This is a genomic window from [Actinomadura] parvosata subsp. kistnae (assembly GCF_900323885.1).
Classification (GTDB): Bacteria; Actinomycetota; Actinomycetes; order Streptosporangiales; family Streptosporangiaceae; genus Nonomuraea; species Nonomuraea composti.
Map to the genome: position 1 here is coordinate 99,333 of NZ_OOHJ01000015.1, position 25,111 is coordinate 124,443.

A 25,111-nucleotide genomic window follows, 5' to 3' on the forward strand; every position below is an offset into this window, starting at 1 on the left:
GGCGGTCACCGCCCCGGCCCTTTTCGTCGTGGCCGTTACGCCTCGGTCTTCGGCTGGGCGTCGACGCCCGCCTCCTTGCGCTGGTCGGCCGTGATCGGCGTCGGCGCGCCCGTGAGCGGGTCGAAGCCGGAGGCCGTCTTCGGGAACGCGATCACGTCGCGGATCGAGTCACCGCCCGACAGCAGCATGCAGATCCGGTCCCAGCCGTAGGCGATGCCGCCGTGCGGGGGCGGGCCGTACTTGAACGCCTCCAGCAGGAAGCCGAACTTGCTCTCCGCCTCCTCCTTGGAGATGCCGAGCACGTCGAAGACGCGCTGCTGCATCTCGGCCCGGTGGATACGGATGGAGCCGCCGCCGATCTCCATGCCGTTGCAGACCATGTCGTAGGCGTAGGCCAGCGCCTCGCCCGGGTGGTCCTGGAAGTTGTCGGCCCACTCCGGCTTCGGGCCGGTGAACGGGTGGTGCACGGCCGTCCAGCCGCCCTCGCCGTCCTCCTCGAACATGGGGGCGTCGACCACCCACAGGAACGACCACTGCGACTCGTCGATGAGGCCGCAGCGCCGCCCGATCTCCAGGCGGGCCGCGCCGAGCAGGTCGCGGGAGGCGTTGCGGGCGCCGGCGGCGAAGAAGATCGCGTCGCCCGGCTTGGCGCCGACCTTCTCGGCCAGCCCGGACAGCTCCTGCTCCGACAGGTTCTTGGCGACGGGGCCGCCGAGCGTGCCGTCCTCCTGCACCAGCACGTACGCCAGGCCCTTGGCGCCGCGCGAGCGCGCCCACTCCTGCCAGCCGTCGAGCTCCTTGCGGGTCTGCGAGGCCCCGCCGGGCATGACGACGGCGCCCACGTAGTCGGCCTGGAAGACCCGGAACGAGGTGCTGGAGAAGTATTCGGTCATCTCGACGAGCTCCTGGCCGAAGCGCAGGTCGGGCTTGTCGGAGCCGTAGCGGGCCATCGCGTCGGCGTAGGTCATGCGCGGCAGCGGGGTCGGCAGCTCGTAGCCGACGATCTCCTTCCACAGCCGGCCGATCAGCTTCTCGCCGACCGCGATGACGTCCTCCTGGTCCACGAAGGACATCTCGACGTCGATCTGGGTGAACTCCGGCTGCCGGTCGGCCCGCAGGTCCTCGTCGCGGTAGCACTTGGCGAGCTGGTAGTAGCGCTCCAGCCCGGCCACCTGGAGGAGCTGCTTGAACAGCTGCGGCGACTGCGGCAGCGCGTACCAGTTGCCGGGCTGCAGGCGCACCGGCACCAGGAAGTCGCGGGCGCCCTCGGGCGTGGAGCGGGTCAGCGTCGGCGTCTCGACGTAGACGAAGCCGAGCTCGTGCATCACCTCGTTGGCCAGGTAGGTGGCCTTGGAGCGGGTGCGCATCGCGTTGGCGACCTGCTGGCGGCGGATGTCGAGGTAGCGGTACTTCAGCCGCGCCTCCTCCGAGACGCCCACGTTGCCCTCGATCGGGAACGGCAGCGGCGCGGACTCGCTCAGCACCTCGACCCGCTCGGCCACCACCTCGATCGCGCCCGTCGGCAGGTCGGGGTTCTCGTTGCCCTCGGGCCGCACCCTGACCTGGCCGACGACCTGCACGCAGTATTCGGCGCGCAGGTCGTGGGCGTGGTCCTCCTCGCGGAAGACCACCTGCGCCGAGCCGGAGGCGTCACGCAGGTCGATGAAGACGACGCCGCCGTGGTCACGGCGGCGGGCCACCCATCCTGCGAGCGTCACCTGCTGCCCGGCGTGCTCCTCACGGAGCGACCCGGCGGTATGCGTGCGGATCACTGCACAATCCCTTCGTACGGATAGGCGAAGGAGGGGGAGCCGGTCACTGCACCTTCTCCTTCAAGACGTCGACGACCTGGGCCAGCGGCACCTCGGTCTGCTCGGCGGTGGCCAGGTCCTTCACTTGTACGGCCTCGGCCGCGAGGTCGCGCTCGCCCAGGATCAGCGCGAAGCGGGCGCCGGAACGGTCGGCCCCCTTCATCGCCCCCTTGAGCCCCTTGCCGCCGAAGGCCAGGTCGGCGCTGACGCCCGCCTCGCGCAGCTCGTCGACGAGCAGGAACATGCGGCGGCGCGCGTCGTCACCCAGCGGGACACCGTACACCTGGACACGTCGCGGCGCGGTGTCGTCGCCGAGCAACCCCTCGGCCTCCATGGCGAGGAACGTGCGGTCGACGCCGAGCGCCCATCCGACGCTGGGCAGGGGCGGGCCGTCGAGCATCTCGCTGAGGCCGTCGTAGCGCCCGCCGCCGCCCACGGCCGACTGGGAGCCGAGCCCGTCGTGCACGAACTCGAAGGTGGTGCGCGTGTAGTAGTCGAGCCCGCGCACCAGGCGCGGGTCGTCCTCGAAGGTGACCCCTGAGGCCGTCAGCAGGGCGCGGACCTCCTCGTGGTAGGCCCGGCAGTCGGCGCACAGGTGGTCGACGACCAGCGGCGCGCCGGCGAGCTGGGCCTGCACCTCGGGCCGCTTGTCGTCGAGGACCCGCAGCGGGTTGATCTCGATGCGCGCCCGGGTGTCGTCGTCGAGGTCGAGCCCGCGCAGGAACTCCTGCAGCGCCGCCCGGTAGGCGGGCCGGCAGTTCTTGTCGCCGAGGCTGTTGAGCAGCAGCCGGACCTGCTTGAGGTCGAGCGAGGCGAACCCGCGGGCGCCCAGCACGATCAGCTCGGCGTCGAGCGCCGGGTCCTCGGCGCCGAGCGCCTCGGCCCCGACCTGCCAGAAGTGGCGGTAGCGGCCCTTCTGGGAGCGCTCGTAGCGGAACTGGCTGCCGGAGTACCACACCTTGACCGGGAGCTGGCCGTTGTGCAGGTTGTGCTGCAGCACCGCGCGCACGACCGGGGCCGTGCCCTCGGGGCGCAGGGTCAGGGAGCGGCCCGCCTTGTCGGGGAAGGTGTACATCTCCTTGGAGACGATGTCGGTCGACTCGCCTACGCCCCTGGCGAACAGTTGTGTGTCTTCGAAGACAGGCGTCTCGATGTAGCCGTAGCCCGCCCGGCGCAGCGGCGCGGCCAGGGCCTCGCGCACGGCGAGGACCCGCTCGGAGCGGGGCGGCAGCCAGTCGAAGGTGCCCTTGGGTGCTTGGAAGCTCATTAGATCCCTCGTGTGGGACCGGCGTGCGGCGCTGCTTCCTTCAGGTATGGGTTGGTCGCGCGCTCGCGGCCGATCGTGGTCTGTGGTCCGTGGCCCGGCAGGACGACCGTATCGTCAGGCAGCGGCAGACACTTGGTAGCCAGGCTGCGCAGGATCGTCGGATAGTCGCCGCCGGGAAGGTCGGAGCGGCCGATGGAGCCGGCGAACAGCAGGTCGCCCGAGAACATGATCTCGTCGCCGGGCAGCCGGAAGCTCACCGACCCCCTGGTATGGCCGGGCGTGTGGTCGACCACGAACTCCAGGCCGGCGAGCGGCAGCACGGCGCCGTCGGACAGCTCGCGCACGTCGTCGGGCTCGCTCAGCGTGATGCCGCCGAACAGCGAGGCGCTGGTGTCGGACCAGCCCGCGGCGGGGTCGCTCAGCAGGTGGCGGTCGTCGGGGTGGATCCACGCGGGCACGTCGCGCGCGCCGCACACGGGGGCCACCGACCAGACGTGGTCGAGGTGGCCGTGGGTGAGCAGGACCGCCACGGGCTTGAGGCGGTGCTCGCGCAGCAGCTCGTCGACGCCGTCGGTCGCGTCCTGACCTGGATCGACGATCACGCACTCCTCGCCGGCCGCGGGCGCGACGACGTAACAATTGGTCTGGAAGGCCCCTGCGGGGAAGCCTGCGATGAGCATCTGCCTCAGGTGATCTCGTCGAAAAGCCAATGGGAATGTAACCGAAGGGTACCGGTGCGGGTCGCCGGGCTGCGAATCATTACCCGTTGGCCGATACGATTCGCCCACCTCAGTTGATTGACTATGGGAGGCAAAGCGGTGGCCACGGGGAAGGACCGGCAGAAGCAGCTGGCACGCGAGCACTACGAGCGGCAGATGCAGCGCCGCATCGAGCGCGAGCAGAAGGCCAAGCGCACGGCGATCATCGGCTCCACCGTGGGCGTGGTGATCGTGGTCGGCGGCATCGTGGCCGCGGTCGCGCTGCTCGGCGGCAACGACACGGGCACCGAGGCGGCCGCCTCGCCGTCGGCCGCGGCGACGCCGGCCGACACCGCCCAGGCGTCGGCGAGCACGGGCCCCAAGCCGTACGACGCCAAGACCGGCACGTGCGACTACGTCAAGGACACCTCCGGCGGCACGGTCAAGGACGTCGGGATGCCGCCGACCAAGGTCAAGACCGAGCCCGCCACGAAGACGATGACGTTCAAGACGAACCTGGGCGACATCGTGGTCGAGCTGAACAACGCCAAGGCGCCGTGCACGACCAACTCGCTGGAGTTCCTGGCGAAGAAGAACTATTACGACGGCAGCAAGTGCCACCGGCTCGGCAGCGACCAGTTCCCGATGCTGCAGTGCGGCGACCCGACCGCCAAGGCCGACGGCAAGAGCCAGACCGACGGCCAGGGCGGCCCCGGCTACGTGATGGCCGAGGAGAACCTCCAGGGCGCCCAGTACAAGCGCGGCGTGATGGCCATGGCCAAAACGAACGCACCCGGCAGCACCGGCAGCCAGTTCTTCCTCGTTTACGGGGACATCGGGCTCACCCCGGATTACACGCCGGTGGGTACGATCACCAAGGGGCTCGACATCCTGGACAAGGTGAACAAAGCAGGCAACATCCCTGGCGCCATGGGAGATGGGACGGGAGCACCAAAGCAAACCGTCGAAATCAAAGACGTGACAATCGCCGGCAAGAGCTGACGTAATACAAACTAGGGGCGAAGTAGTCCCGAAGGGTCTGATGGATAGTGCGGGAGGACACGGTGAGCACCGACCCGTGGGGCCGGGTAGACGACGACGGCACCGTCTACGTGCGTACGGCTGAGGGAGAGCGGGCCGTCGGCTCCTGGCAGGCCGGTGAACCCGAAGAGGCACTGGCCTACTTCCATCGCAAGTACGACGAGCTGGCCGGCCAGGTACAGCTGCTCGAACAGCGGGTCAGGGGCACCGATCTGGCCCCGGCGCAGGCCGAGGCGAGCATCACCAAGCTGCGCGAGGCCGTCTCCGAAGCGCACGCCATCGGAGACCTCGACGCGCTGACGCGGCGCCTCGACGGCCTGACCGAGCTCGTCGCACAGCGCCGCGAGGAGGTCAAGGCCGCCCGCGAGCAGGCGCGGGCCGAGGCCAGGGCGGTCAAGGAGCGCATCGTCGCCGAGGCCGAGCGCATCGCCGACGAGACCACCCACTGGAAGTCGGGCGGCGAACGGCTGCGCCAGCTCGTCGAGGAGTGGAAGGCCGCCGACCGCATCGACCGGGTCACCGAGGCCGCGCTGTGGAAGCGGCTGTCGGCCGCGCGCACGGCGTTCGCCAAGCGGCGCAAGGCGTACTTCGCGGGGCTGGACGAGCAGCGCGAGGGCGTCCGGGCCGAGAAGGAGCGCATCGTCGCCGAGGCCGAGGCCATCGCCGACTCCACCGACTGGGGCCAGACCGCGGCGATCTACCGCGAGCTGATGCAGCAGTGGAAGAACGCGGGCCGCGCCTCCCGGGAGGCCGAGGACGAGCTGTGGGCGCGCTTCAAGGCCGCCCAGGACCAGTTCTTCCAGGCCCGTTCGGCGGTGTTCGCCGAGCGTGACGCCTCACTGGCCGCCAACGCGGAGGTCAAGGAGGAGCTGCTGGCCGAGGCCGAGAAGATCCTGCCGGTCACCGACGTCCGCACGGCCAGGGCCGCGCTGCGGCACATCCTGGAGCGCTGGGAGGCCGCCGGGCCGGTGCCGCGCGAGCAGCGCGACCGGCTGGAGGGCGGGCTGCGCAAGGTCGACGAGGCCGTGCGCAAGGCCGAGGACGCCGAGTGGAAGCGCTCCAACCCCGAGGCCAGGGCCCGCGCCCAGAGCACGGTGGACCAGCTGCGCACCTCGATCGAGCAGCTGGAGAAGCGGCTGTCCAAGGCGCAGGCCGCCGGGCGGGCGAAGGACGTCAAGGAGGCCGAGGAGGCCCTGATCGCCCGCCGTTCGTGGCTGGCGGAGGCCGAGCGCACCCTCACCGAGTTCAGCTGAGCGCACCGAGCTCAGCTGGAGGCACCGAGTTCAGCTGAGCGCTTCCCCCGGGTCGCCGTCGTTCGGATCGGGCGGCGCGCGACGGGGCCCGGGACCTAGGCTGACGGGCATGGATCCCGTCACGGCCGCGCGCGCCTTCGTCGAAGAGCTCTTCCCCGGCGCCCTGTACGCCTACGTCGGCGGCAGCGTGCTCACGGGGCGCCGCACCGGCGCCTGCGGCCTCGACGTCGTGGTGGTGCTCGACGGCCTGCCGGCGCCGTACCGCGAGTCGCTGCGCTGGCGCGAGTGGCCGGTGGAGCTGTTCGTGCACAGCGAGACCAGCCTGGCCGCCTACATCGAGCACGACTTCGAGCGGCGGCGGCCCGCCCTGCCGCGCATCTGCGCCGACGGCGCCGTGGTGACCGACCGCACCGGCGGCCGGGCCAGCGACCTGCAGAACACCTTGTCCGAGCGCCTCGCGGCCGGCCCGTCCGACCTCACCCAGGGACAGGCCGAGCGGTTCAGGTACGTGCTGTCGGACCTGCTCGACGACCTCGCCGACGCCGCCGATCCGGGCGAGCGGGCGTTCATCGGCTGGGAGGTCGTCCAGGCGACCGCCAGGACGGCGCTCGGCGTGGGGCGGGCGTGGCAGGGCAGCGGCAAGTGGCTGCTGCGCGAGCTGCGCGCCCACGATGCCCCGCTGGCCGATGAGCTGCTGGCCGCCCGCGACGACCCCGCCAGGCTGGCCGCGGTGGCCACGGACGTCCTTGAGCGGGCCGGAGGACGCCTCTGGGAGGGCTACCGGGCCCAGGGGGATCCCTTCCACCAGCCCCTGCGTCACGTGCCCTCAGGGGCGCTCTCCGGCGAAACGGCACAAAGCGGTGGGATGCGGCGGCTGGCCGCCATCAGCGGCGCCACCACCGGCTCCTCCCGGCTGTGGATGGGGCAGACGCACGTCGCCGCCGCCACCCGCTCCTCCGACCACCACCACGGCGCCTCCGAGACGGCCATCTACGTGGTCAGCGGGCGGCCGTCGTTCGTGTTCCTGGAGGACGACAAGGAGGTGCGCATCGACGCCGGGCCCGGCGACTACGTGTTCGTGCCGCCGTACGTGCCGCACCGCGAGGAGAACCCCGACCCCTCACAGGAGGCGGTCGTGGTGATCGCGCGCAGCACGCAGGAGGCCATCGTGGTCAACCTGCCGGACCTGCGCCAGCACTGAGCTCAACTGCCCGGCCTGCGCCGGCACTGAGCTCAGCTGCCGGCGCCGCTCACCCGGTAGACGTCGAACACGCCCTGGATGCTGCGCACCGCCTTGAGCACGTGGCCCAGATGCTTCGGATCGCCCATCTCGAACGTGAACTTGCTGATCGCCACCCGGTCGCGCGACGTCGTCACCGAAGCGCTCAGGATGTTGACGTGCTGGTCCGACAGCGTACGGGTGACGTCGGACAGCAGCCGCGGCCGGTCGAGCGCCTCCACCTGGATCGCCACCAGGAACACGCTGTCGTCGCTCGGCGACCAGCTCACCTCCACCAGGCGGTCGGGCTGCGACTTGAGCTGCTGCACGTTCGTGCAGTCGGCCCGGTGCACCGACACGCCGTGGCCCCTGGTGACGAAACCGACGATCTCGTCGCCGGGCACCGGGGTGCAGCACTTCGACAGGCGTACCCACACGTCGGCGTCGCCCGCCACCACCACGCCCGCGCCGCCACCGCCACGGGGACGGCCGCGCAGCCGCGTCGGCAGCGAGGTCTCGGCGATGTCCTCCTCGGCGCTGTCGACGCCGCCGATCGAGGCCACCAGCTTCTGCACGACCGCCTGGGCCGCGATGTGGCCCTCGCCGACGGCCGCGTACAGGGCCGACACGTCGGGATAACGCAAGTCGCGGGCCAGCGCCAGCAGCGCCTCGCCCGACATCAGCCGCTGCAGCGGCAGGCCCTGCTTGCGCATGGCCCGGCCGATGGCCTCCTTGCCCGCCTCGATCGCGGTCTCGCGGCGCTCCTTGGAGAACCACTGACGGATCTTGTTGCGGGCCCGGCCCGACTTGACGAACTTCAGCCAGTCGCGCGACGGCCCCGCGTCGGGCGACTTGGAGGTGAAGATCTCCACCGTGTCGCCGTTGCCGAGCCGCGACTCCAGCGGCACCAGCCGCCCGTTGACCCGGGCGCCGATGCAGCGGTGACCCACCTCCGTGTGCACCGCGTACGCGAAGTCGACCGGCGTGGCCCCCTCGGGCAGGGCGATGACCTGGCCCTTCGGGGTGAACACGTACACCTCGGAGACCGACAGGTCGAACCGCAGCGACTCCAGGAACTCGCCCGGGTCGGAGGTCTCCTTCTGCCAGTCGAGGAGCTGGCGCAGCCAGGCCATGTCGCTGCCCGGCTTGACCTTGCCCGTGGGGCCGGGGGCGCCGACCTCCTCCTTGTACTTCCAGTGCGCGGCCACGCCGTACTCGGCCCTGTGGTGCATCGCGTGGGTGCGGATCTGCAGCTCCACCGGCTTGCCCTCAGGACCGATCACCGTGGTGTGCAGCGACTGGTACATGTTGAACTTGGGCATCGCGATGTAGTCCTTGAACCGGCCCGGCACCGGGTTCCACCTGGCGTGGATGGTGCCGAGCGCGGCGTAGCAGTCGCGCACGCTGTCGACGAGGACCCGGATGCCCACCAGGTCGTAGATGTCGTCGAACGCGACATCCCTGGCGATCATCTTCTGGTAGACCGAGTAGTAGTGCTTCGGCCGGCCCTTCACCACCGCGCGGATCTTCGCCTCGCGCAGGTCGCCGTGGACCTTCTCGATGACCTCCTGGAGGAACAGGTCTCTGCGCGGCGCCCGCTCCGAGACCATGCGGGCGATCTCGTCGTACCGCTTGGGGTAGAGCATGGCGAACGCGAGGTCCTCCAGCTCCCACTTGATCGTGTTCATGCCCAGGCGGTGCGCCAGCGGCGCGAAGATCTCCAGCACCTCGCGCGACTTCTGGTGCCGCTTGTGCTCCGGCAGGTACCGCATGGTGCGCATGTTGTGCAGGCGGTCGGCCAGTTTGATGATCAGTACGCGGATGTCGCGCGACATGGCCACGACCATCTTGCGCACGGTCTCGGCCTGGGCCGCGTCGCCGAACTTGACCTTGTCGAGCTTGGTGACGCCGTCGACCAGGGAGCCGATCGTGTCGCCGAAGTCGGCGCGCAGCTCGTCGAGGCTGTAGGCGGTGTCCTCGACCGTGTCGTGCAGCAGCGCCGCGCACAACGTCTCGTCGTCGGTGCCCAGCTCGGCCAGGATCGTCGCCACCGCCAGCGGATGCGTGATGTACGGGTCGCCCGACTTCCGCTTCTGGTCACGATGATGGTAGGCGGCCACGTCGTAGGCGCGCTCGATCAGCCGCAGGTCAGCCTTCGGATGGGTCGCCCTGACCGTGCGGAAAAGCGGCTCCAGCACCGGGTTCATGGCCCCACCCCCAAACCGCCTTCGGCGCACCGCCGGCACGCCCGGCGTCTCGGCATTGCCTGAGTCGGCTACCTCGGGCACGACCACTTCACGGGGCACTCAGACTCCTCCCGCACCGACTCCCCACGCAAAAGCTCCTCACGTTTCGAGTCCAGATCCCCCCAGTGTATCCAGGCGGCGAACCCGGACCGCCGCGGGCCGGGCTCAGACGATCACCAGGGAGTGCAGCTCCACCCCCGGCAACCGCTCCCGCCCCTTGAGAAAGGCCAGCTCCATCAGCACGGCGATGCCGACGACCGCGGCTCCGGCCCTCTCCACCAGCTCCACGGCCGCCTTCGCCGTGCCGCCCGTGGCCAGCACGTCGTCGACGATGAGCACCCGGTCACCGGGCGCGAACGCGTCACGGTGCACCTCGATGGTCGCGGAGCCGTACTCCAGATCGTAGGACTCTTCCAGGGTCGCGGCGGGCAGTTTCCCCTTCTTGCGCACCGGGACGAACCCCGCCGCCGCCCGGTACGCCACCGGCGCGGCGAGAATGAAGCCGCGCGCCTCGATGCCCACGATCTTGTCCACCTGGTGCAGGCCGGCCAGCTCGTCCACCACGGCCGCCATCGCCACCGGGTCGGCCAGCAGCGGGGTGATGTCCTTGAACATGACCCCGGGCTTGGGGTAGTCGGGCACATCCCTGATCCGGTCGAGGATCAGCGTGCTCAGCTCGGTCATGGGTGTTTCCCTCGCATTTCTCCACTGGCCGTCTGCCGGGCTCCATGATGGTGCATCCGGGCACCCCCTCGTACCGCCGCCCCGTGCCCGTGGGGGCCTTCAGGCGGTTGACGGGCGTACCCCGGACAACGGGACGGCGCCCCCGCCCCGTCGCGGGGCGAGGGCGCCGTACGGACGCCTGCGGCGGTCAGCCCTTGGCTACGGCCGCGCTTTTGGAGCCCTTGGAGCCCTTGCCGCCACCTCCCGTGGAGGCCAGCCGCCTGGCGATCGCCTGGTACTTCGGCTCGCGCTCCTTCAGCGTCACCAGCAGCGGCGTGGCGACGCACAGCGACGAGTACGTACCGACGATCATGCCGACGAACAGCGACAGCGACAGGTCCTTCAGCGTGCCGGCGCCGAGCACCGTCGTGCCGATGAACAGGATCGCCGCCACCGGCAGGATCGCGACCAGCGAGGTGTTCAGCGACCGGATCAGCGTGTGGTTGAGCGCGTTGTTCGCGGCCATCGAGTACGTCTGCTTCGACGTGTGCCCCAGCTTGGCCGTGACCTCCTTGATCATGTCGAACACCACGACCGCGTCGTAGAGCGAGTAACCGAGGATGGTCAGGAAGCCCAGCAGCGTCGCGGGCGTGACCTCGAAGCCCGACCAGGCGTAGATGCCGGCCGTGATGACCAGGTCGTGCACGAGCGCGACGATGGCGGCCAGCGCCATCTTCGGCTCGAACGCCATCGACAGGTACAGGATGATCGCCAGCATGAACACGCCCAGGCCGATCCACGCCTTCTGCGACACCTCACCGCCCCAGGACGGGCCGATGGCCTGGATGCTCACCTGGTCGACCGGGACGTTGAAGTCCTTGGAGATGGCGCTCTGCACCTCGGCCCGGGTCTCCTCCGACAGGCTCTCGGTGGTCGCCCGCCAGCCGTCGGTGCCGGCCTGCTGGACGATCACCTGGTGCACGCCCTCGTCGAGGACGGACTGGCGGACCTCCTGGACGGAGGTCTGGCCCGCCTTGAACGAGAAGATCGTGCCGCCCTTGAACTCCACGCCGAGGTTGAGCCCGTTGATCAGCAGCCCGGCCAGCGAGACGACCAGCAGCAGGCCGGACAGGCTGTACCACAGGCGCCACTTGCCGACGAAGTCGACATCGATCTCGCCGCGATAGAGGCGACGCGCAAGTCCCATCTCAGGCCTCCTGCGGAGTGGTCGTGCGGCCGGTCGACGCCGTGTCGCTCATGCGCTCGGCATCGAGACCCGACAGCGGGTGCCCCTTGGCGAAGAACTTCAGCTTCGCCAGCAGGGCGATGAACGGCTTGGTGAACAGGAACACCACCACGATGTCGATCAGCGTGGTCAGGCCCATCGCGAACGCGAACCCGGCCACACCGCCCACCGCCAGGAAGTACAGCACGATCGCGGCGATGAACATGACGGCGTCGGCGATCAGGATCGTGCGCCGGGCACGAACCCAGGCCACCTCGACGGCCGCGCGAAGCGTCCGCCGACCTTCCTTCATCTCATCACGAATACGTTCGAAGTACACGATGAAGGAGTCGGCGGTGATACCGATCGAGACCACCAAACCGATGATGTGCGGCAGCGAGAGCCGGAAACCGGCGTTGTGGCCGAGCACGACCACCGCCGTGTACGTCAGGATCGTCGCCACCACGAGGCTCAGCACCGCCACGATGCCGAGACCCCGGTAGTAGAGCAGACAGTAGAGCACGACGAGGCCCAGGCCGATGATGCCGGCGATGAGGCCGCCCTGGAGCTGGTCCTGGCCGAGCGTCGAGGACACCGTGTCCACCGAGCTGCGGTTGAACTTCAGCGGCAGCGCGCCGTACTTGAGCTGGTCGGCCAGGTTGGTGGCGCTGACCTGGTCGAAGCCGCCGGTGATCTCCGCCCGGCCGCCGGGGATCGGGCCCTGGATGACCGGAGCGGTGATGACGACGCCGTCGAGCACGACCGCGACCATGTTGCGCGGCTCGGGCGAGTTGTAGGCGGCGGTGGTGAGCTTGCCCCACTCGCCGGCGCCCTTGCTCTTGAAGTCGAGCTGGACGACCCACTCCGTGGTGCCCTGGCGCACGCCCGCCGAAGCCGTGTCGATGTCGGTGCCGACGACCTTGGCGACATCGAGGACGTACTTGTAGCTGCCGTCGGTCTCGCAGGCCGCGTACTGCTTCTTCGGGTCGTCCTGGACGCCCTGGCCGCGGTTGGCGGGGTTGCTGCAGTCGAGCTTGTTGAACTGCTGGAGCACCGCCGGGTCGATGCCCGTGGTGTCGATGCCGGCGTTCGGCTCTTGGGCGGGGGGCGTGCTCGGCTGGCCGCTCGGCGTGGCCTTGGCCGTCGGGGACGCCTTGGCCTCCTGCCCCTTCTTGCCGCCCTGCTCCTGGTTCTTGCCGTCCTGGCCGGTCTGCTGCTTGCCGTTGCCGTCCTGGGCGGGGGTCGAGGCCGCGGGCGTCGGGGCGGTCAGCGCCGACGACAGCGCCTTGCCCGTCGGGCTGGCGCTCGGCGTCGTGATCGACTGCTGCGTGGACGGCTTGGTCGACGGCTGCTTGGACGGCTGGGCCGTCGGGGAGGTGGAGGTGCCGGCCGACGGGCTCGCGGAGCCCGACGGCGAGCCGCTCGGCGTCGGAGCGTTGGTGGCCAGGTTCTGCGGGGCCTGCGTGGCGGCCACGGCGAGCACCTGGCGGAAGCGCAGCTCCGCGGTGGTCGCGACCAGCTTGATGGCCTCGTTCTGACCGACACCCGGGATCGAGATGATGATGTTGTCGCCGGACTTGGCGACCTCGGCGTCGGAGATTCCGGTGCCGTTGACCCGGTCGCGGATGATGTTGACCGCGCGGTCGAGGATCTCCTCGGGCGGCGACGCGTTGTTCTGGGTCACGGGGGACAGAGTCACCGTGGTGCCGCCGGCGAGGTCGAGGCCCAGCTTCGGCGTGAACGCCTTCTGCAGGAACATCGTCCCGCCCAGGGCGAGGATGAGCGCCAGAAGCACGAGGAGCGTACGCCCCGGTCGGCTGTGGCGGCTGGTCGGTCGGGCCACTGGTCGTCAGTTCTTTCGGATAGAGGTTTGTCGCAGAGCTTAGTCAGGACTGCTTGGTACTGGAGCCCTGGTCGCCGTCGCGCTCTACGGTGGCCTCGGACTCCCTCTTGCCCTCTTCGCCGAGTTCGACCTGGTCAGCGGCCGACTCGTCGTCACTCACCGGGGTGTCGCCGGGAGTGACGACGCGGCCGATCGCGGCCTTCACCCAGCGGGTCTCGATCCCTGGCGCGATCTCGAGGATGACATCCTCGTTGTCCACGGCCACGACGTTCGCGAACAGACCCGTCGTGGTCATGACCCGGGTGCCGGGGGCCAGGGAGTTCTGCATCTTGATCGCCTCTTGCTGGCGCTTGCGCTGCGGGCGGATCAGCAGGAAGTAGAACACCACCACCAGCAGAATCAGCGGCAGGATGCTGCTGAGTTGTCCCATGTCCATAAGGGGCGACCTTCCATTGTCGTACAAGAAGTTGACACCGGCCTCGCGCCGGAAATTCCGTGCGTTGCGTCGGGGCCGCGCCGCTCAGCCCGTCAGCCTACACAGCCAGCCAAGCCACGGAGTGTAGGCGCTTGTTGCGAAACGCGGCAACGAGGCAGCGTTTCGGCGCGCGGGGAAGTTCCCATTTTGAAATGGTTGCAACCGATCTGTGATCACTCGAAAAGTGACGCTCCGAACGCATCTGGTGGCGGAGTCATGCCCAGGTGCACCCACGCCGCCGCCGTCGCCACCCGGCCGCGCGGGGTCCTGGCCAGCAGCCCCTGCCGTACGAGGAACGGCTCGGCCACCACCTCGACCGTCTCCGGCTCCTCCCCCACGGCCACCGCCAGCGTCGACAGACCGACCGGGCCCCCGCCGAACTTCTTCAGCAGCACGCCCAGCACCGCCCGGTCGAGCCGGTCGAGCCCCTCGCCGTCCACCTCGTACAGGTTGAGCGCCGCCGCCGCGATGTCACGGTTGATCACCCCGTCGGCGCGCACGTCCGCGAAGTCCCGCACCCGCCTGAGCAGCCGGTTCGCGATCCGCGGCGTGCCCCGCGAACGCCTGGCGATCTCGTGCGCGCCGTCGTCCGGCAGATCCACCCCGAGCAGCGCGGACGAGCGGCGCAGCACCTGCTCCAGCTCGGCCGTCTCGTAGAAGTCCATGTGCGCGGTGAACCCGAACCGGTCACGCAGCGGCGCCGGCAGCAACCCCGCCCGCGTGGTGGCCCCCACCAGCGTGAACGGCGCGATGTCCAGCGGGATCGCGGTGGCACCCGGCCCCTTGCCGACCACGATGTCGACCCGGAAGTCCTCCATCGCGAGATACAGCATCTCCTCCGCCGGCCTGGCCATGCGGTGGATCTCGTCGATGAACAACACCTCACCCTCGGACAGCGTCGACAGGATCGCCGCCAGATCACCGGCCCGCTCCAGCGCCGGCCCCGAGGTGATGCGCAGCGGCGCGTTCAGCTCCGCCGCGATGATCATCGCCAGCGTCGTCTTGCCCAGCCCCGGCGCCCCGCTCATCAGCACATGATCGGGCGGACTCTGCCGGCGCAGGGCACTCTCCAGCACCAGCGAAAGCTGCTCACGCACCCGGCCCTGGCCGATGAACTCGCTGAGCCGCTTGGGCCGGAGCGCGGCCTCGATCTGCAGCTCGTCCCCTCCGGCCGTGGACGAAAGAATCTCCTCCCGCTCAAACCCCACGCCCGCACCTCCTCCCGCTGACCGCCATCCGGCACCTTCGACGCCACTGAACGACCGCCCCACGCTCCCCGGCCCGCCCTCGCCGGACCGCCACGGGCCGACCGTCCACCGCACCACAAGCCAGCACCAGCCCCACGACCGGCACTTCACCGGCCGGCGCCAGCCTCACGACCGACACTGCGCGGGTCGACGCGAGCCGCACAACCGAAGCATCGCCGTCCGCCACGGGCCGAACGCCCGCCACATCACAAGCCCGCGCCGACCGCGCGACCGACGCTCCGCCGGCCTGCACTGGCCGAGCAGCCACCGCATCGCGAGACAACGCCGGCCGCACAACCGACACACCGCCGGCCGGCGCGAGCCGCGCGACCCACGCCCCGCCGGCTTGCACAGGCCGAACAGCCGCCACATCGCAAGACAACGCCAACCCCACGACCGACGCCCCGCAGGCCGACGCGGGCCGGATGATCGACGACGCACGGGCTGGCGCGAGCCGCACAGTCGACGCTCCAACGGCCGACGCCCGCCGCACGAACGACACTTCATGTGCTGGCGCCGGCCGCACGAACGACGCATCACCGGCCGCCATGAGCTGAACGGCAGACGCGGCACAGGCCGGTACGGGCCCGGTCGCCGGCTTGTGGGCGGCGGCCAGCAGGCGGCGGTGCCTTGAGGCCGTGCCGTCGTCGGGCTTTGGTGCCTGGGGGTCCGAAGATGTCACCTTGTGGCGCGCAGCTCTCACCTCAGCATGGACATGGCGCCGTACCAGGCGCGGGCCCTGCCCGGTGCCGGGGGTGAGTTCCCTACTCGCCCACCTCGACAAGGGCGGGCGGGGCCGGTGGAGTCCGTGCAGGTGAGCGGGCGAGCAAGGCGGACGGGGGTCATCGGACGCTCAAGGAGCGGAGGGCGGCCTTCAGGAGGGCGGCCACCTGGGGCTGACGGCCGGCGGCGAGCTCGGCGTCGGCGTCCGGCTCCACGGCGGCGACCGCCTCGTCGGCGTCCTTGCTGGAGTAGCCCAGCCCGACCAGGCCCGAGTGGACCTGGTCCCGCCACACCGCCACCCGCCGATCCCCGTTGAGCGCCGCGTTGACGGCCTCCTCCGGTGTGCCGAGCCGGTCCTTCAGCTCCAGGATAATGCGCTGCGCCCCCTTCTGCCCGATCCCCGGCACCTGCGTGAGCGCCTTGACGTCGCCGGAGGTCACCGCGACCCGGAGCGTGTTGGGCGTGTGCACCGCCAGCATCGCCAGGGCCAGCTTGGGGCCTACGCCGCTGGCGGTCTGCAGGAGCTCGAAGACGGCGCGCTCGTCCTCGGTGGCGAAGCCGTACAGGGTGAGTGACTCCTCGCGCACCACCAGCGACGTGGCCAGGCGGGCGTCCTCGCCCATCCTCAGCGTCGCCAGGGTGCCGGGGGTGCAGTGGGTGAGGATGCCGACGCCGCCCACCTCGATCACGGCTCCGTCCGGCGCTATCGCCGTCACCTTGCCCGCCACCGACGCAATCACAGCCGTCCTCCTGTCACTGACCCCACCACGATCCAGCTTCCATCACCGGCTCCTGTTCATAGCGCACTCCACGCCCCGAAGCCCACTCACGACGCGCCGCACCCCACGATCCGCCTCCCGCACCACCACGACCGCGGCCCAAGCCCTGTCCCGGGTCGTGGCCACGCACCACACCAAGCCGCGCCCTGCCACGCCGTGCCGGAGCGCGCCCTGCCGGACCGCGCCGTGCCGCGCCGCGCCCTGCCACGCCGCGCCCTGCCGAGGGTGCCGTGCCCTGCCGCGCTCCAGCAAAGCGTGCTCCGGCGAACCGGGGTGCCACGTCTTCCGGCCCGCAGCGCACGCCAACGGCGCGCGGATAGCGGCAGCACACCTGGCCGTGGCACGCGCATGACCCTGGCACGCACATGGCGACAGCGCGCGTGCGCAGCGCAGGTGACCGCACTTCGCGCCCTGGCCTTGGCGCAGGCGACGGCAGCTCGCGTAACCGCAGCACAGGTGGCCGCAGCACGCGCATGGCCGTGGCGCGCACGTGGCTGCGGCGCACGTGGCGGCAATGTGCATGGCGACAGCGCGGGCGTCCGTGGCATGCGTGGGCCTCGCGCACGTGGCCCTCGCGCACGTGGCCCTCGCGCACATGGCCGTGGCATACGTGGCCCGCAGTGTGCGTGGGCTTGCGTGCGGGCGCGGCGTGGGGTGAGAGGCCACGGGAGGTCATCGGGTGGGGTTTCGGCGGGTGGCGCGGGACAGGGCCTGGGAGAGGCGGTGCTGGGCGCCGCCGCGCCACACGTGGCAGATGGCCAGGGCGAGGGCGTCGGCGGCGTCGGCGGGCTTGGGCATCTCGGCGAGCCGCAGCAGGCGGGTGACCATGGTGCCGACCTGTTTCTTGTCGGCGGTGCCGCTGCCGGTGATGGCGGCCTTGACCTCCGACGGCGTGTGCAGGGCCACGGGCAGGCCGCGGCGGGCCGCGCAGAGGATCGCGATGCCGGCCGCCTGCGCGGTGCCCATGACCGTGCGGACGTTGTGCTGGCTGAAGACCCGCTCCACCGCCACCGCGTCGGGACGTATCTCGTCGAGCCAGCGTTCGATGCCGGCCTCGATGCCGACGAGCCGGGCCCCGAGCTCCTCGTCGGCCCCGGTGCGCACCACTCCGACAGCCACGAGGCTCAGTGGTGCGCCCGGGCGCCCCTCGACCGCGCCGACGCCGCATCGGGTCAGCCCTGGATCGACGCCCATCACCCGCACCGGCCCCGCCCTTCCGTCGCCGAACATCTGTTCGGCATGAGACTTTACTCCGGCGAGGGTGGGCGCGCAGCGGGCCGCGAAGATCCGGCGAGCGTCCGGCGAGGTCAGAAGTAGTCGAGCATGTACGGCTTGGCGGCGAAGGCGGCGTCGAGTGCCTGGTCGTATCCGTCATGTCCGGTCATGAGGCCGGCGAGGCGGAGGGTGCGGGTGGGGATTCCGGCGTAGAGGGCGGAGAATCCGTTCACTGAGAGCGTGACGCCGGGCTGCTCGACGGGCGTCGCGGCGCCCGATCCGCCGGAGATGTCCAGCCGCCACGTGCCTCCGCCCCTGATCGGGTCGTCCACGGTCACGACGGCCTCGCAGGTCACGTGCGAGGGGAAGCCGCGCCGGGCCACGGCGGTGGCCACGTCCAGCACGCGGAACATCCAGCGCACCTGCTGGACCTGCTCCTTCGTCCGCTCGCGCAGCAGCCACAGCACCGGGTCGTCCGGCGCCACGGAGGCGACGACCTCGCGGGCGATCGTGGACGCGCTGCCGACCAGGGACCACAGGGCCCGCAGGGTCTCGGGGGAGGCGGCGACGATGTTCTCGACCTCCATGGCGTCGCCCTTCCACCGGTAGACGGCATAGCCGTCGTCGGCGAGGTAGAGGAAGTCGTCCTCGTTGGCGAGCCACAGGTTCCAGGTGTCCTCGTCCCAGGAGATGGCCCCGCTCGACCGGGCCGCGCCGTGCGCGCGGTGCAGGACGGCCATCAGCTCGGCCGCGTCGCCCGGCCCCATTCGGCGCAGCTTGACCGGCGCCGCCGGCCGGATCCCGCGCAGCGACTCGGCCGGCAGGCGCACGTTGTACTGGGCCCCGGCGTGCTCGTAGCCGACCCCGCGGTAGATGGCGGTGGTGGCCGGGAAGAGCGCGGAGACGGCGTCGCCGAGCTCGGCGGCGCGGTTGACGACCGCGCGCATGATCGTGGTGCCGACGCCGAGCCCGCGGTCCTCCGGGTTCACGGTGACGCCCGCGACCCCGGCCATCGGCTGCGGCTTGCCGTGCCACCACTGCGTGAACCTGCGCAGACGCGCCGCCGCGGCCAGCCGCGTGCCGTCGAACGCCCCCAGGTAACGCCCCTCCCCCAGCGCCGGGAGGACGGCCTTGCGCCACCTCTCCCTGTCGTCGGCCGACAGCGGGCCGAACGAGCGCTTACGCAGGTCAAGGACGTCGTCGAGATCTTCGGGAGTCAGGTCGCGTATTTCCACAAGCCGTCACCCTACGCAGCCGATGTGCGGGCGTGCGAGCGGTTTGTCTGGATCGCGAGCCGGTCGAGGTAGAGGAGCTGCGCGGCCACGAGAGCGGCCAGCGCGACGGCGACCACGACCAGCGGCGTGGCGGCGCCCAGGTCGGGCGCGGTCCCGTCGTAGCCGCTGAGCTGCTGCACCTGCGCGACCGGCGCGGTGAACATGCCCGGCTTCTGGATGACCAGCAGCGGCCAGAGCAGGTCGTGGGCGTTCACGAGGGTGACGGCGCCGGCCAGGATGCCCGCCATGGGCAGGGACGGCAGGAACACGCCGCCGAAGAAGTCGCCGTCCGCCCGTTCGGCCAGGCCCTTGCACAGGAGCGTGAGCACCAACAGCGCCGGGACGCTCACCAGCAGCGGCGGGATGAGCGCGGGGAAGGAGTCGATGAGGCCGAGGTTGTGGACGTTCTGCCAGTTCGCGACGGTCAGCGGGCCGGCGCCGACGAACAGCCAGGGGGCGAACGGCAGCAGCAGCCACTCGCTGGCGCGGCCGAGCGGGCGCAGGCCGCCGATGCCGAGCGCCGCCAGGTAGGCCACGCCGACCGACACGACCGCTCCGGTGATCGCGGGCGCCCAGGTGGTGAGCTGGGTGGTGAAGCTCCCGGCGGGGGTGGAGGGGGGTGAGGCGAGCACGCCGTCCATCCAGGGCCAGGCGAGGACGAGGGCGATCGCGATGACGACCACGAGCGCCCCGACGCTGGCCGCCACCCTCCCGGGGGCGGGCGCGGGGCCGATGAGGTTCCGTCGGGCATCGGGGACGGGGTGCGGGGCGTCAGGGTGATGCGCAGGCGCGCCGTCACCGCGACGACCGTGGCGACGATCCCCAGCACGCCGAGGATCACCCCCGTGAGGGCCGCCACGGACGCCCCAGGCCCGAACTGGGCCTGCCGGAAGGCGAAGTCGTACTGCAGCCCCGCCAGCGTCTCTGTGGCCCGCTGAGGGCCTCCCTTGGTGAGCACCAGGCCGAGCGAGAACGTCTGGAGCCCCACGGCGACCACGGCGAGCGCGACGAGCACCCCGACGACCAGCGTCGCGGGCCCGGGCGTGCCTCCGCGCAGGGCGGGCAGGAACGCGATCACGGCCAGCGCGCACACCACCCCGAACGTGCCGGCCGCGACGATCAGCCGCATCGTCCCCGGGGCGGTGCCGGGCTCGGTCAGCCCTTCGGCCAGCGTGGCCAGGCCCGACGCGTTCGGCATGAGGCCGCGCAGCCAGGCGCCGGCGACCGCCACCGGCGAGAAGACGACGACGGCGAGGGAGAGCGCGATCCGGCCCGCGCGGCGCGGCCACGTGCCCGCCCGGTCCAGCGCCAGCGCGAGCAGCGGCCCCACCACCACGGCCACCAGCAGCGGGATCACAGTGAGCGAGAGCGTGAACCCGAGCGCCTGCCAGAACCCGCTGTCGCCCAGCAGCTTGCCGTAGTTCGCCATCCCCACGTAGGTGCTCTCCCGCAGGACGCCGCCGCTCTGGAAGCTGAGCCAGATCGTCTGGGCGGTCGGCAGCACCAGGGTGATGAGCGCGCCGAGCAGCGCGGGCACGGCCAGGAGCCAGCCGAGGGCGGGCGGGACGACGAAAGCCTGAGGAGGGGTGGGGGAAGTCACGTCGCCAGACCCTACGCTGCCCCGGCCCCTCGCGCACGCCACGAAACGCGTTGCGCGGAAGTGGCCGTCATATGCCCGGATGTGCGGCGATGCCGGGATGAGCACCTTCACTACGGGCATGAGCGCCCTTCACAGAGGGCGAGCACGACCACAGAGGCGAGCACGACGGAGGGCCCGGCGCCGGCCGGGCCCTTCGCGTGATCCGCGTCCGTACGGGCTAGTCGAGCGCCGCCAGCACCTCGTCGGAGACGTCGAAGTTGGCGAAGACGTTCTGGACGTCGTCGCTGTCCTCCAGCGCGTCGATGAGGCGGAACACCTTCTTGGCGCCCTCCTCGTCGAGCGGCACGCTCATCGTCGGCAGGAAGCTGGACTCCGCCGAGTCGTAGTCGATGCCGGCGTCCTGCAGCGCCTTGCGCACCGGCACCAGGTCGCCGGCCTCGGAGACGACCTCGAAGGTGTCGCCCAGGTCGTTGACCTCCTCGGCGCCCGCGTCGAGCACGGCCATCAGCACGGTGTCCTCGTCGAGCCCGTCGGTCTTGGGCACGATCACGACGCCCTTGCGGTTGAACATGTACGAGACGGACCCGGGGTCGGCCAGCGAGCCGCCGTTGCGGGTGAGGGCGACGCGCACCTCGGAGGCGGCGCGGTTGCGGTTGTCGGTCAGGCACTCGATGAGCACCGCGACACCGCCGGGCGCGTAACCCTCGTACATGATCGTCTGCCAGTCGGCGCCGCCCGCCTCCAGGCCACCGCCACGCTTGCGCGCCCGCTCGATGTTGTCGTTGGGCACGGAGTTCTTCTTCGCCTTGAAGATGGCGTCGAAGAGGGTGGGGTTGGCGTCCGGGTCAGGGCCACCGGTCCGGGCCGCCACTTCGATGTTCTTGATGAGCTTGGCGAACAGCTTGCCGCGCTTGGCGTCGAGCGCGGCCTTCTTGTGCTTCGTCGTCGCCCATTTGGAGTGGCCGGACATTACCTAGAGCTCCCTCACCATGTCTACGAAGTAACGGTGCACGCGTACGTCCCCGGTGAGCTCGGGATGGAACGACGTAGCGAGCAACGGCCCTTGACGGACCGCGACGATCCTATCCCCAGGCTCGCACCTGCCCAGCACTTCGACGTCCGCGCCGATGGATTCGACCCAGGGAGCCCGGATGAAGACCGCGTGCACCCGCTCCCCCGCGAAGTCGAGATCCGACTCGAAGGAGTCGACCTGGCGGCCGAACGCGTTGCGCCTGACCACCATGTCGATGCCGCCGATGGTCTGCTGCCCGGCGATGCCGTCCTCGATCCGGTCGGCCAGCATGATCATGCCGGCGCACGAGCCGTAGGCGGGCATGCCCTCCTTGACGCGCAGGCGCAGCGGCTGCAGCATGTCGAAGGTCTCGGCGAGCTTCCACATCGTGGTCGACTCGCCGCCGGGGATGACCAGGGCGTCGACCGCGTCCAGCTCGGCGGGGCGGCGTACGGCGGTGGCCGTGGCGCCTGCCTCCTGGAGCATGCGCACATGCTCGCGCACGTCTCCTTGAAGGGCGAGCACACCGATCGCGGGCACAGTCGATCCTTTCGTCCGGGTGTACGGGTTCCGAACATTCAACACCAGGAGGGCCGGACATCTTCCGGCCGGGGGACCGTCTCCGGGCGGAACGCCGCAGGCGGTGCACGCCTACAGGGCCATCTCGGCGTGGACGGGTTTGTGGTCCGACAGGGTGACGCCGCGGTCCACGTGGCAGCGCCGCACGCTGCCCTTGGGGGCGAAGAGGTAGTCGAGCTTCTTGCCCTCCCTGGTCCAGCCTCCGGTACGCCGCGCGCCCCGCTGGCCACACTCCTCGTACACGCGGTAGAAGGGGGCCACGGCGCGGCGGCCGGCGGCGCCGCCGTACCCGCTGTCGGGGGGTGAGACGTTGAGGTCGCCGCCGACGACGCTGCGGTAGCCCGGTTCGGCGGAGATCTCCAGCAGGCGTTCGAGCTGTTTGGTCCGGTACGGGGCGCCCGGCTGCCGGTCGTCGTAGGACGTGCCCGCGGACAGATGGGTGCCGCAGGCGCGGACCTTCCTGGCGGGCAGGTTCGCGCAGACGGCGGCGCGCCTGACGTACCAGGGCGGGGCGGGCAGCTCGTGGACCTCGAAGGCGACCCGCTCGCCCGCCACCGCGACCGCGACGCTCTGCGCGCCGCGCGGGCGGCCGAGCAGGTCGGGGTGGCAGGCGTACGGCTTGCCGTCGTGCGTGGTCAGGCCCCAGGAGGCGATCGACCAGGGCCTGCCCGTGTGCTGTTCGAGCCAGAGCTCCAGGGTGCCCGCCGCGCCCGTGCAGAACTCCTGGAGGAAGAGCACGTCGGTGCGGCGGGTGAGTGCCTGCCTGCCGATCTGCTCGGCCAGCTCGGCGGGGCCGGCCCGGTAGAGGCGGCACGCGGAGTTGGTGCCGGCGCAGACGTTCCAGGTCATCACGGACAGGGTCGCCCTCGCGGCCGGGTGCGGCTGCTGCGGTGCGGGCAGCATGCTCAGGCTCGCCAGGAGCAGCAGGACATGTCCCCACATGGTGGGACATGTTGTCACATGGTGGCTGCTGCCTGGGCGGTGTCGTGCACGACGTGATCCGCGTCAACGCGCGACAGGCTGCGCAGGTGGTGACGGCGGGCGTACAGGATGATCATGCCGACCGCGCAGCAGAGCGCCCCCAGCACGTACGGCACCGCCACCCCCACCTCCTCGCCCAGCTTCGTCGCGACGAACGGAGCCAGCGCGCCGCCCATCCAGCGCACGAAGTTGTAGCCCGCCGAGGCGACCGGCCGGGGAGCGTCGGAGACCTCCATGGCCGACTCGGTGAACACCGTGTTGTTCAGGCCGATCGGGATGCCGGACAGGATCGTGAACACGATGATCCCCGCGTGCCCCGACAGCGCGATGCCGATCTGGAAGACGGCCAGCAGGGCCAGCGCCAGGTGCAGCACGTTCACCGAGCCGATCCTGCGCTGCAGCGGCGGCGCCGCGAACACCGACGACAGCGCCACGCAGACGCCCCAGCCGAAGAAGACGGCGCCGATGCCGTACGCGGACATGCCGAGGATGAACGGCGTGAACGCCAGCACCGTGAAGAACGCGAAGTTGTAGAACAGCGCCGTGAACGCCGTCGTGGACAGGCCCCGTGCGCCAGCGCCCTGATGGGGGCGCTCAGGCGGGTCTTCCGCGCCGGCTTCGGCGTGGCCCTGAGCATCGTGGCGATCAGCACGAAGCCGACGGCCATGAGCGTGGCGGTGCCGAAGAACGGGGCCCGCCAGTTCCAGTCACCCAGCAGCGCGCCCACCAGCGGGCCCAGGGAGATGCCGAGGCCGAGCGCGGCCTCGTACAGGATGATCGCCGACTCCGCGCCCCCGCTGGCCGCACCCACGATCACGGCCAGGGCGGTGGCCACGAACAACGCGTTCCCCAGCCCCCAGCCCGCGCGGAACCCGACGAGCTCCGCGACGCTGCCGGACGTGCCGGCCAGCGCCGCGAACACGACGACCAGCACCAGCCCCATCAGGAGCGTGCGCTTGCCGCCGATCCGGCTCGACACCCAGCCGGTGATCAGCATGGCCACGGCGGTGACCAGGAAATAGCTGGTGAACAGCAGGGAGACCTGACTGGGGGTGGCCTTCAGACCCTGGGCGATGGACGGGAGGATGGGATCGACCAGCCCGATGCCCATGAAGGCCACGACCGCGGCGAACGCGGTGGCCCAGACGGACACGGGCTGGCGGAGGATTCCGCCGCCGGTTTGCATGTTGCTCCTTCTCCTACAGGCTCTCTTTATGAGCGGCCGAGCTTCGCCAGCACGGGCAGGGCGGCCGCGAGCGTGGCGCGCTCGTCCTCGGTGAGCGCCTCCAGCTCACGCGTGAGATGGGCGACCCTGGCCTGCCGTACGGCCCGCAGCCGGTCACGGCCCTCGACGGTGAGCTCGACCGTCCTGACGCGCGCGTCGGCCGGATCCGAGCCCCGCGCCACCAGGCCCGCGTCCTCCAGGCGGTTGATCTGGACGGTCATGGTGGGCAGCTGCACGGCATGCTCCTCCGCCAGCTCCGTCATCCGCCGCGGCCCCGCCTCCAGCGAGCCCAGGACGCCGTACTGCTGGCTGGTGACGGGCTGGCCGGCGACGGTGCGCCTGAGCAGGAGGACCAGGTGCCTGAGCACCGCCGAGACCTGCTCGGCCAGGTGGGTGGGATCGTCCCTCATACTTAGCCCAACTAACTTAGCCTGACTAATATTCCCCTCTTGCCGAAGCACGGAAGCCTGCGCCACCGACGCGACGGGCCGGCAATCGACCACACAGGAGAAGGGGCGCGGGAGGAGGCCGGGCGCCTGGGACAGGGCGCTGCGGGACGCGGCACGGGGCGCAGCGGGCATGAGGGCGAGCACGCAGAGCGGGGCGCAGGGCGGAGGGTGCAGCGCGGGGCGCGGGGCACAGGGCGCGGGGCGCGGGGCGCGGGGAAGCGTGGGCACGCACAGGAGGTGAGGCGTGCCCACGCTGGTCCGCCCTCCGCGAGCAGCCGAAATGCGG

Annotated in this window: 21 protein-coding genes and 1 pseudogene; 3 read left to right on the forward strand and 19 right to left on the reverse strand. The window is 71.0% G+C overall.

Annotated elements, in window-relative coordinates:
* Nucleotides 1–35 precede the first annotated feature (35 nt).
* Genes aspS through KIS93_RS15160 form a run of 3 tightly spaced genes read right to left on the reverse strand, consistent with a single transcriptional unit; the run spans nt 36 to nt 3,758 of the window.
* Nucleotides 36–1,772: an aspartate--tRNA ligase gene (gene aspS, locus KIS93_RS15150; RefSeq protein ID WP_080036964.1), complete on the reverse strand. Its 1,737-nt coding sequence runs from the start codon at nt 1,770–1,772 to the stop codon at nt 36–38.
* Nucleotides 1,773–1,815: 43 nt separating this feature from the next.
* Nucleotides 1,816–3,078: a histidine--tRNA ligase gene (gene hisS / locus KIS93_RS15155; protein ID WP_080036963.1), complete on the reverse strand. Its 1,263-nt coding sequence runs from the start codon at nt 3,076–3,078 to the stop codon at nt 1,816–1,818.
* Entirely contained in the window at nt 3,078–3,758 is a 681-nt protein-coding gene (locus KIS93_RS15160; RefSeq protein WP_080036962.1) for an MBL fold metallo-hydrolase, read from the reverse strand. Before KIS93_RS15160 ends, hisS begins: the two co-directional genes overlap by 1 nt.
* 138 nt (nt 3,759–3,896) lie before the next feature.
* Here KIS93_RS15160 and KIS93_RS15165 point away from each other — a divergent pair, with 138 nt between their 5' ends.
* The 3 genes from KIS93_RS15165 to KIS93_RS65160 all read left to right on the forward strand — a co-directional run bounded on the left by KIS93_RS15165 (nt 3,897) and on the right by KIS93_RS65160 (nt 7,271).
* Complete coding sequence (locus KIS93_RS15165; protein WP_329607692.1) at nt 3,897–4,778, forward strand: peptidylprolyl isomerase; 882 nt, start codon at nt 3,897–3,899, stop codon at nt 4,776–4,778.
* A gap of 62 nt (nt 4,779–4,840) precedes the next feature.
* Nucleotides 4,841–6,070, forward strand: coding sequence for a DUF349 domain-containing protein (locus KIS93_RS15170; RefSeq protein WP_080046504.1), 1,230 nt, complete (start codon nt 4,841–4,843; stop codon nt 6,068–6,070).
* A 109-nt stretch (nt 6,071–6,179) separates the two neighbouring features.
* On the forward strand, nt 6,180–7,271 hold the full coding sequence (locus tag KIS93_RS65160) for a cupin domain-containing protein (protein WP_080036960.1): 1,092 nt from the start codon (nt 6,180–6,182) through the stop codon (nt 7,269–7,271).
* 32 nt (nt 7,272–7,303) lie between these two features.
* On the opposite strand, the gene KIS93_RS15180 is transcribed toward KIS93_RS65160, so the two are convergent.
* The 16 genes and pseudogenes from KIS93_RS15180 to KIS93_RS15250 form a co-directional block, all read right to left on the reverse strand.
* A complete protein-coding gene (locus tag KIS93_RS15180; protein WP_155126549.1) occupies nt 7,304–9,496 on the reverse strand; it encodes a RelA/SpoT family protein in 2,193 nt (730 codons plus the stop codon).
* Between the two features lie 204 nt (nt 9,497–9,700).
* Nucleotides 9,701–10,219, reverse strand: a complete 519-nt coding sequence (locus KIS93_RS15185) for an adenine phosphoribosyltransferase (protein ID WP_080036958.1) — start codon at nt 10,217–10,219, stop codon at nt 9,701–9,703.
* A gap of 187 nt (nt 10,220–10,406) precedes the next feature.
* A complete protein-coding gene (gene secF / locus KIS93_RS15190) occupies nt 10,407–11,405 on the reverse strand; it encodes a protein translocase subunit SecF (RefSeq protein ID WP_080036957.1) in 999 nt (332 codons plus the stop codon).
* 1 nt (nt 11,406) lies between these two features.
* Complete coding sequence (secD, locus tag KIS93_RS15195) at nt 11,407–13,218, reverse strand: protein translocase subunit SecD (protein ID WP_080036956.1); 1,812 nt, start codon at nt 13,216–13,218, stop codon at nt 11,407–11,409.
* 91 nt (nt 13,219–13,309) lie between these two features.
* Nucleotides 13,310–13,702, reverse strand: a complete 393-nt coding sequence (gene yajC, locus KIS93_RS15200) for a preprotein translocase subunit YajC (RefSeq protein WP_080036955.1) — start codon at nt 13,700–13,702, stop codon at nt 13,310–13,312.
* Nucleotides 13,703–13,914: 212 nt separating this feature from the next.
* Complete coding sequence (gene ruvB / locus KIS93_RS15205) at nt 13,915–14,949, reverse strand: Holliday junction branch migration DNA helicase RuvB (RefSeq protein ID WP_080036954.1); 1,035 nt, start codon at nt 14,947–14,949, stop codon at nt 13,915–13,917.
* 881 nt (nt 14,950–15,830) lie between these two features.
* Nucleotides 15,831–16,451 (reverse strand): Holliday junction branch migration protein RuvA, encoded by a 621-nt coding sequence (gene ruvA, locus KIS93_RS15210; protein WP_080036953.1) that lies wholly within the window; start codon nt 16,449–16,451, stop codon nt 15,831–15,833.
* A gap of 711 nt (nt 16,452–17,162) precedes the next feature.
* Nucleotides 17,163–17,693, reverse strand: a complete 531-nt coding sequence (ruvC, locus tag KIS93_RS15215; RefSeq protein WP_080046503.1) for a crossover junction endodeoxyribonuclease RuvC — start codon at nt 17,691–17,693, stop codon at nt 17,163–17,165.
* Between the two features lie 104 nt (nt 17,694–17,797).
* On the reverse strand, nt 17,798–18,940 hold the full coding sequence (locus KIS93_RS15220; protein ID WP_230465998.1) for a GNAT family N-acetyltransferase: 1,143 nt from the start codon (nt 18,938–18,940) through the stop codon (nt 17,798–17,800).
* A gap of 463 nt (nt 18,941–19,403) precedes the next feature.
* On the reverse strand, nt 19,404–20,579 hold the full coding sequence (locus KIS93_RS15225) for a carbohydrate ABC transporter permease (RefSeq protein ID WP_186404244.1): 1,176 nt from the start codon (nt 20,577–20,579) through the stop codon (nt 19,404–19,406).
* A gap of 217 nt (nt 20,580–20,796) precedes the next feature.
* Complete coding sequence (locus KIS93_RS15230) at nt 20,797–21,549, reverse strand: YebC/PmpR family DNA-binding transcriptional regulator (protein ID WP_080036950.1); 753 nt, start codon at nt 21,547–21,549, stop codon at nt 20,797–20,799.
* Between the two features lie 3 nt (nt 21,550–21,552).
* A complete protein-coding gene (pdxT, locus tag KIS93_RS15235) occupies nt 21,553–22,131 on the reverse strand; it encodes a pyridoxal 5'-phosphate synthase glutaminase subunit PdxT (protein ID WP_080036949.1) in 579 nt (192 codons plus the stop codon).
* Nucleotides 22,132–22,242: 111 nt separating this feature from the next.
* The gene (locus KIS93_RS15240; protein ID WP_080036948.1) at nt 22,243–23,112 is read right to left on the reverse strand and encodes an endonuclease/exonuclease/phosphatase family protein; all 870 of its coding nucleotides are present in this window, start codon (nt 23,110–23,112) and stop codon (nt 22,243–22,245) included.
* A gap of 14 nt (nt 23,113–23,126) precedes the next feature.
* Nucleotides 23,127–23,663 carry an MFS transporter gene (locus KIS93_RS65165; RefSeq protein WP_246005327.1) on the reverse strand — a complete coding sequence of 179 codons (537 nt, stop codon included), beginning with the start codon at nt 23,661–23,663 and terminating at the stop codon, nt 23,127–23,129.
* Between the two features lie 134 nt (nt 23,664–23,797).
* Nucleotides 23,798–24,337, reverse strand: a pseudogene (locus KIS93_RS65170) (MFS transporter); the annotation flags it as partial.
* A gap of 26 nt (nt 24,338–24,363) precedes the next feature.
* Nucleotides 24,364–24,786, reverse strand: a complete 423-nt coding sequence (locus KIS93_RS15250; protein WP_080036946.1) for a MarR family winged helix-turn-helix transcriptional regulator — start codon at nt 24,784–24,786, stop codon at nt 24,364–24,366.
* Nucleotides 24,787–25,111 lie beyond the last annotated feature (325 nt).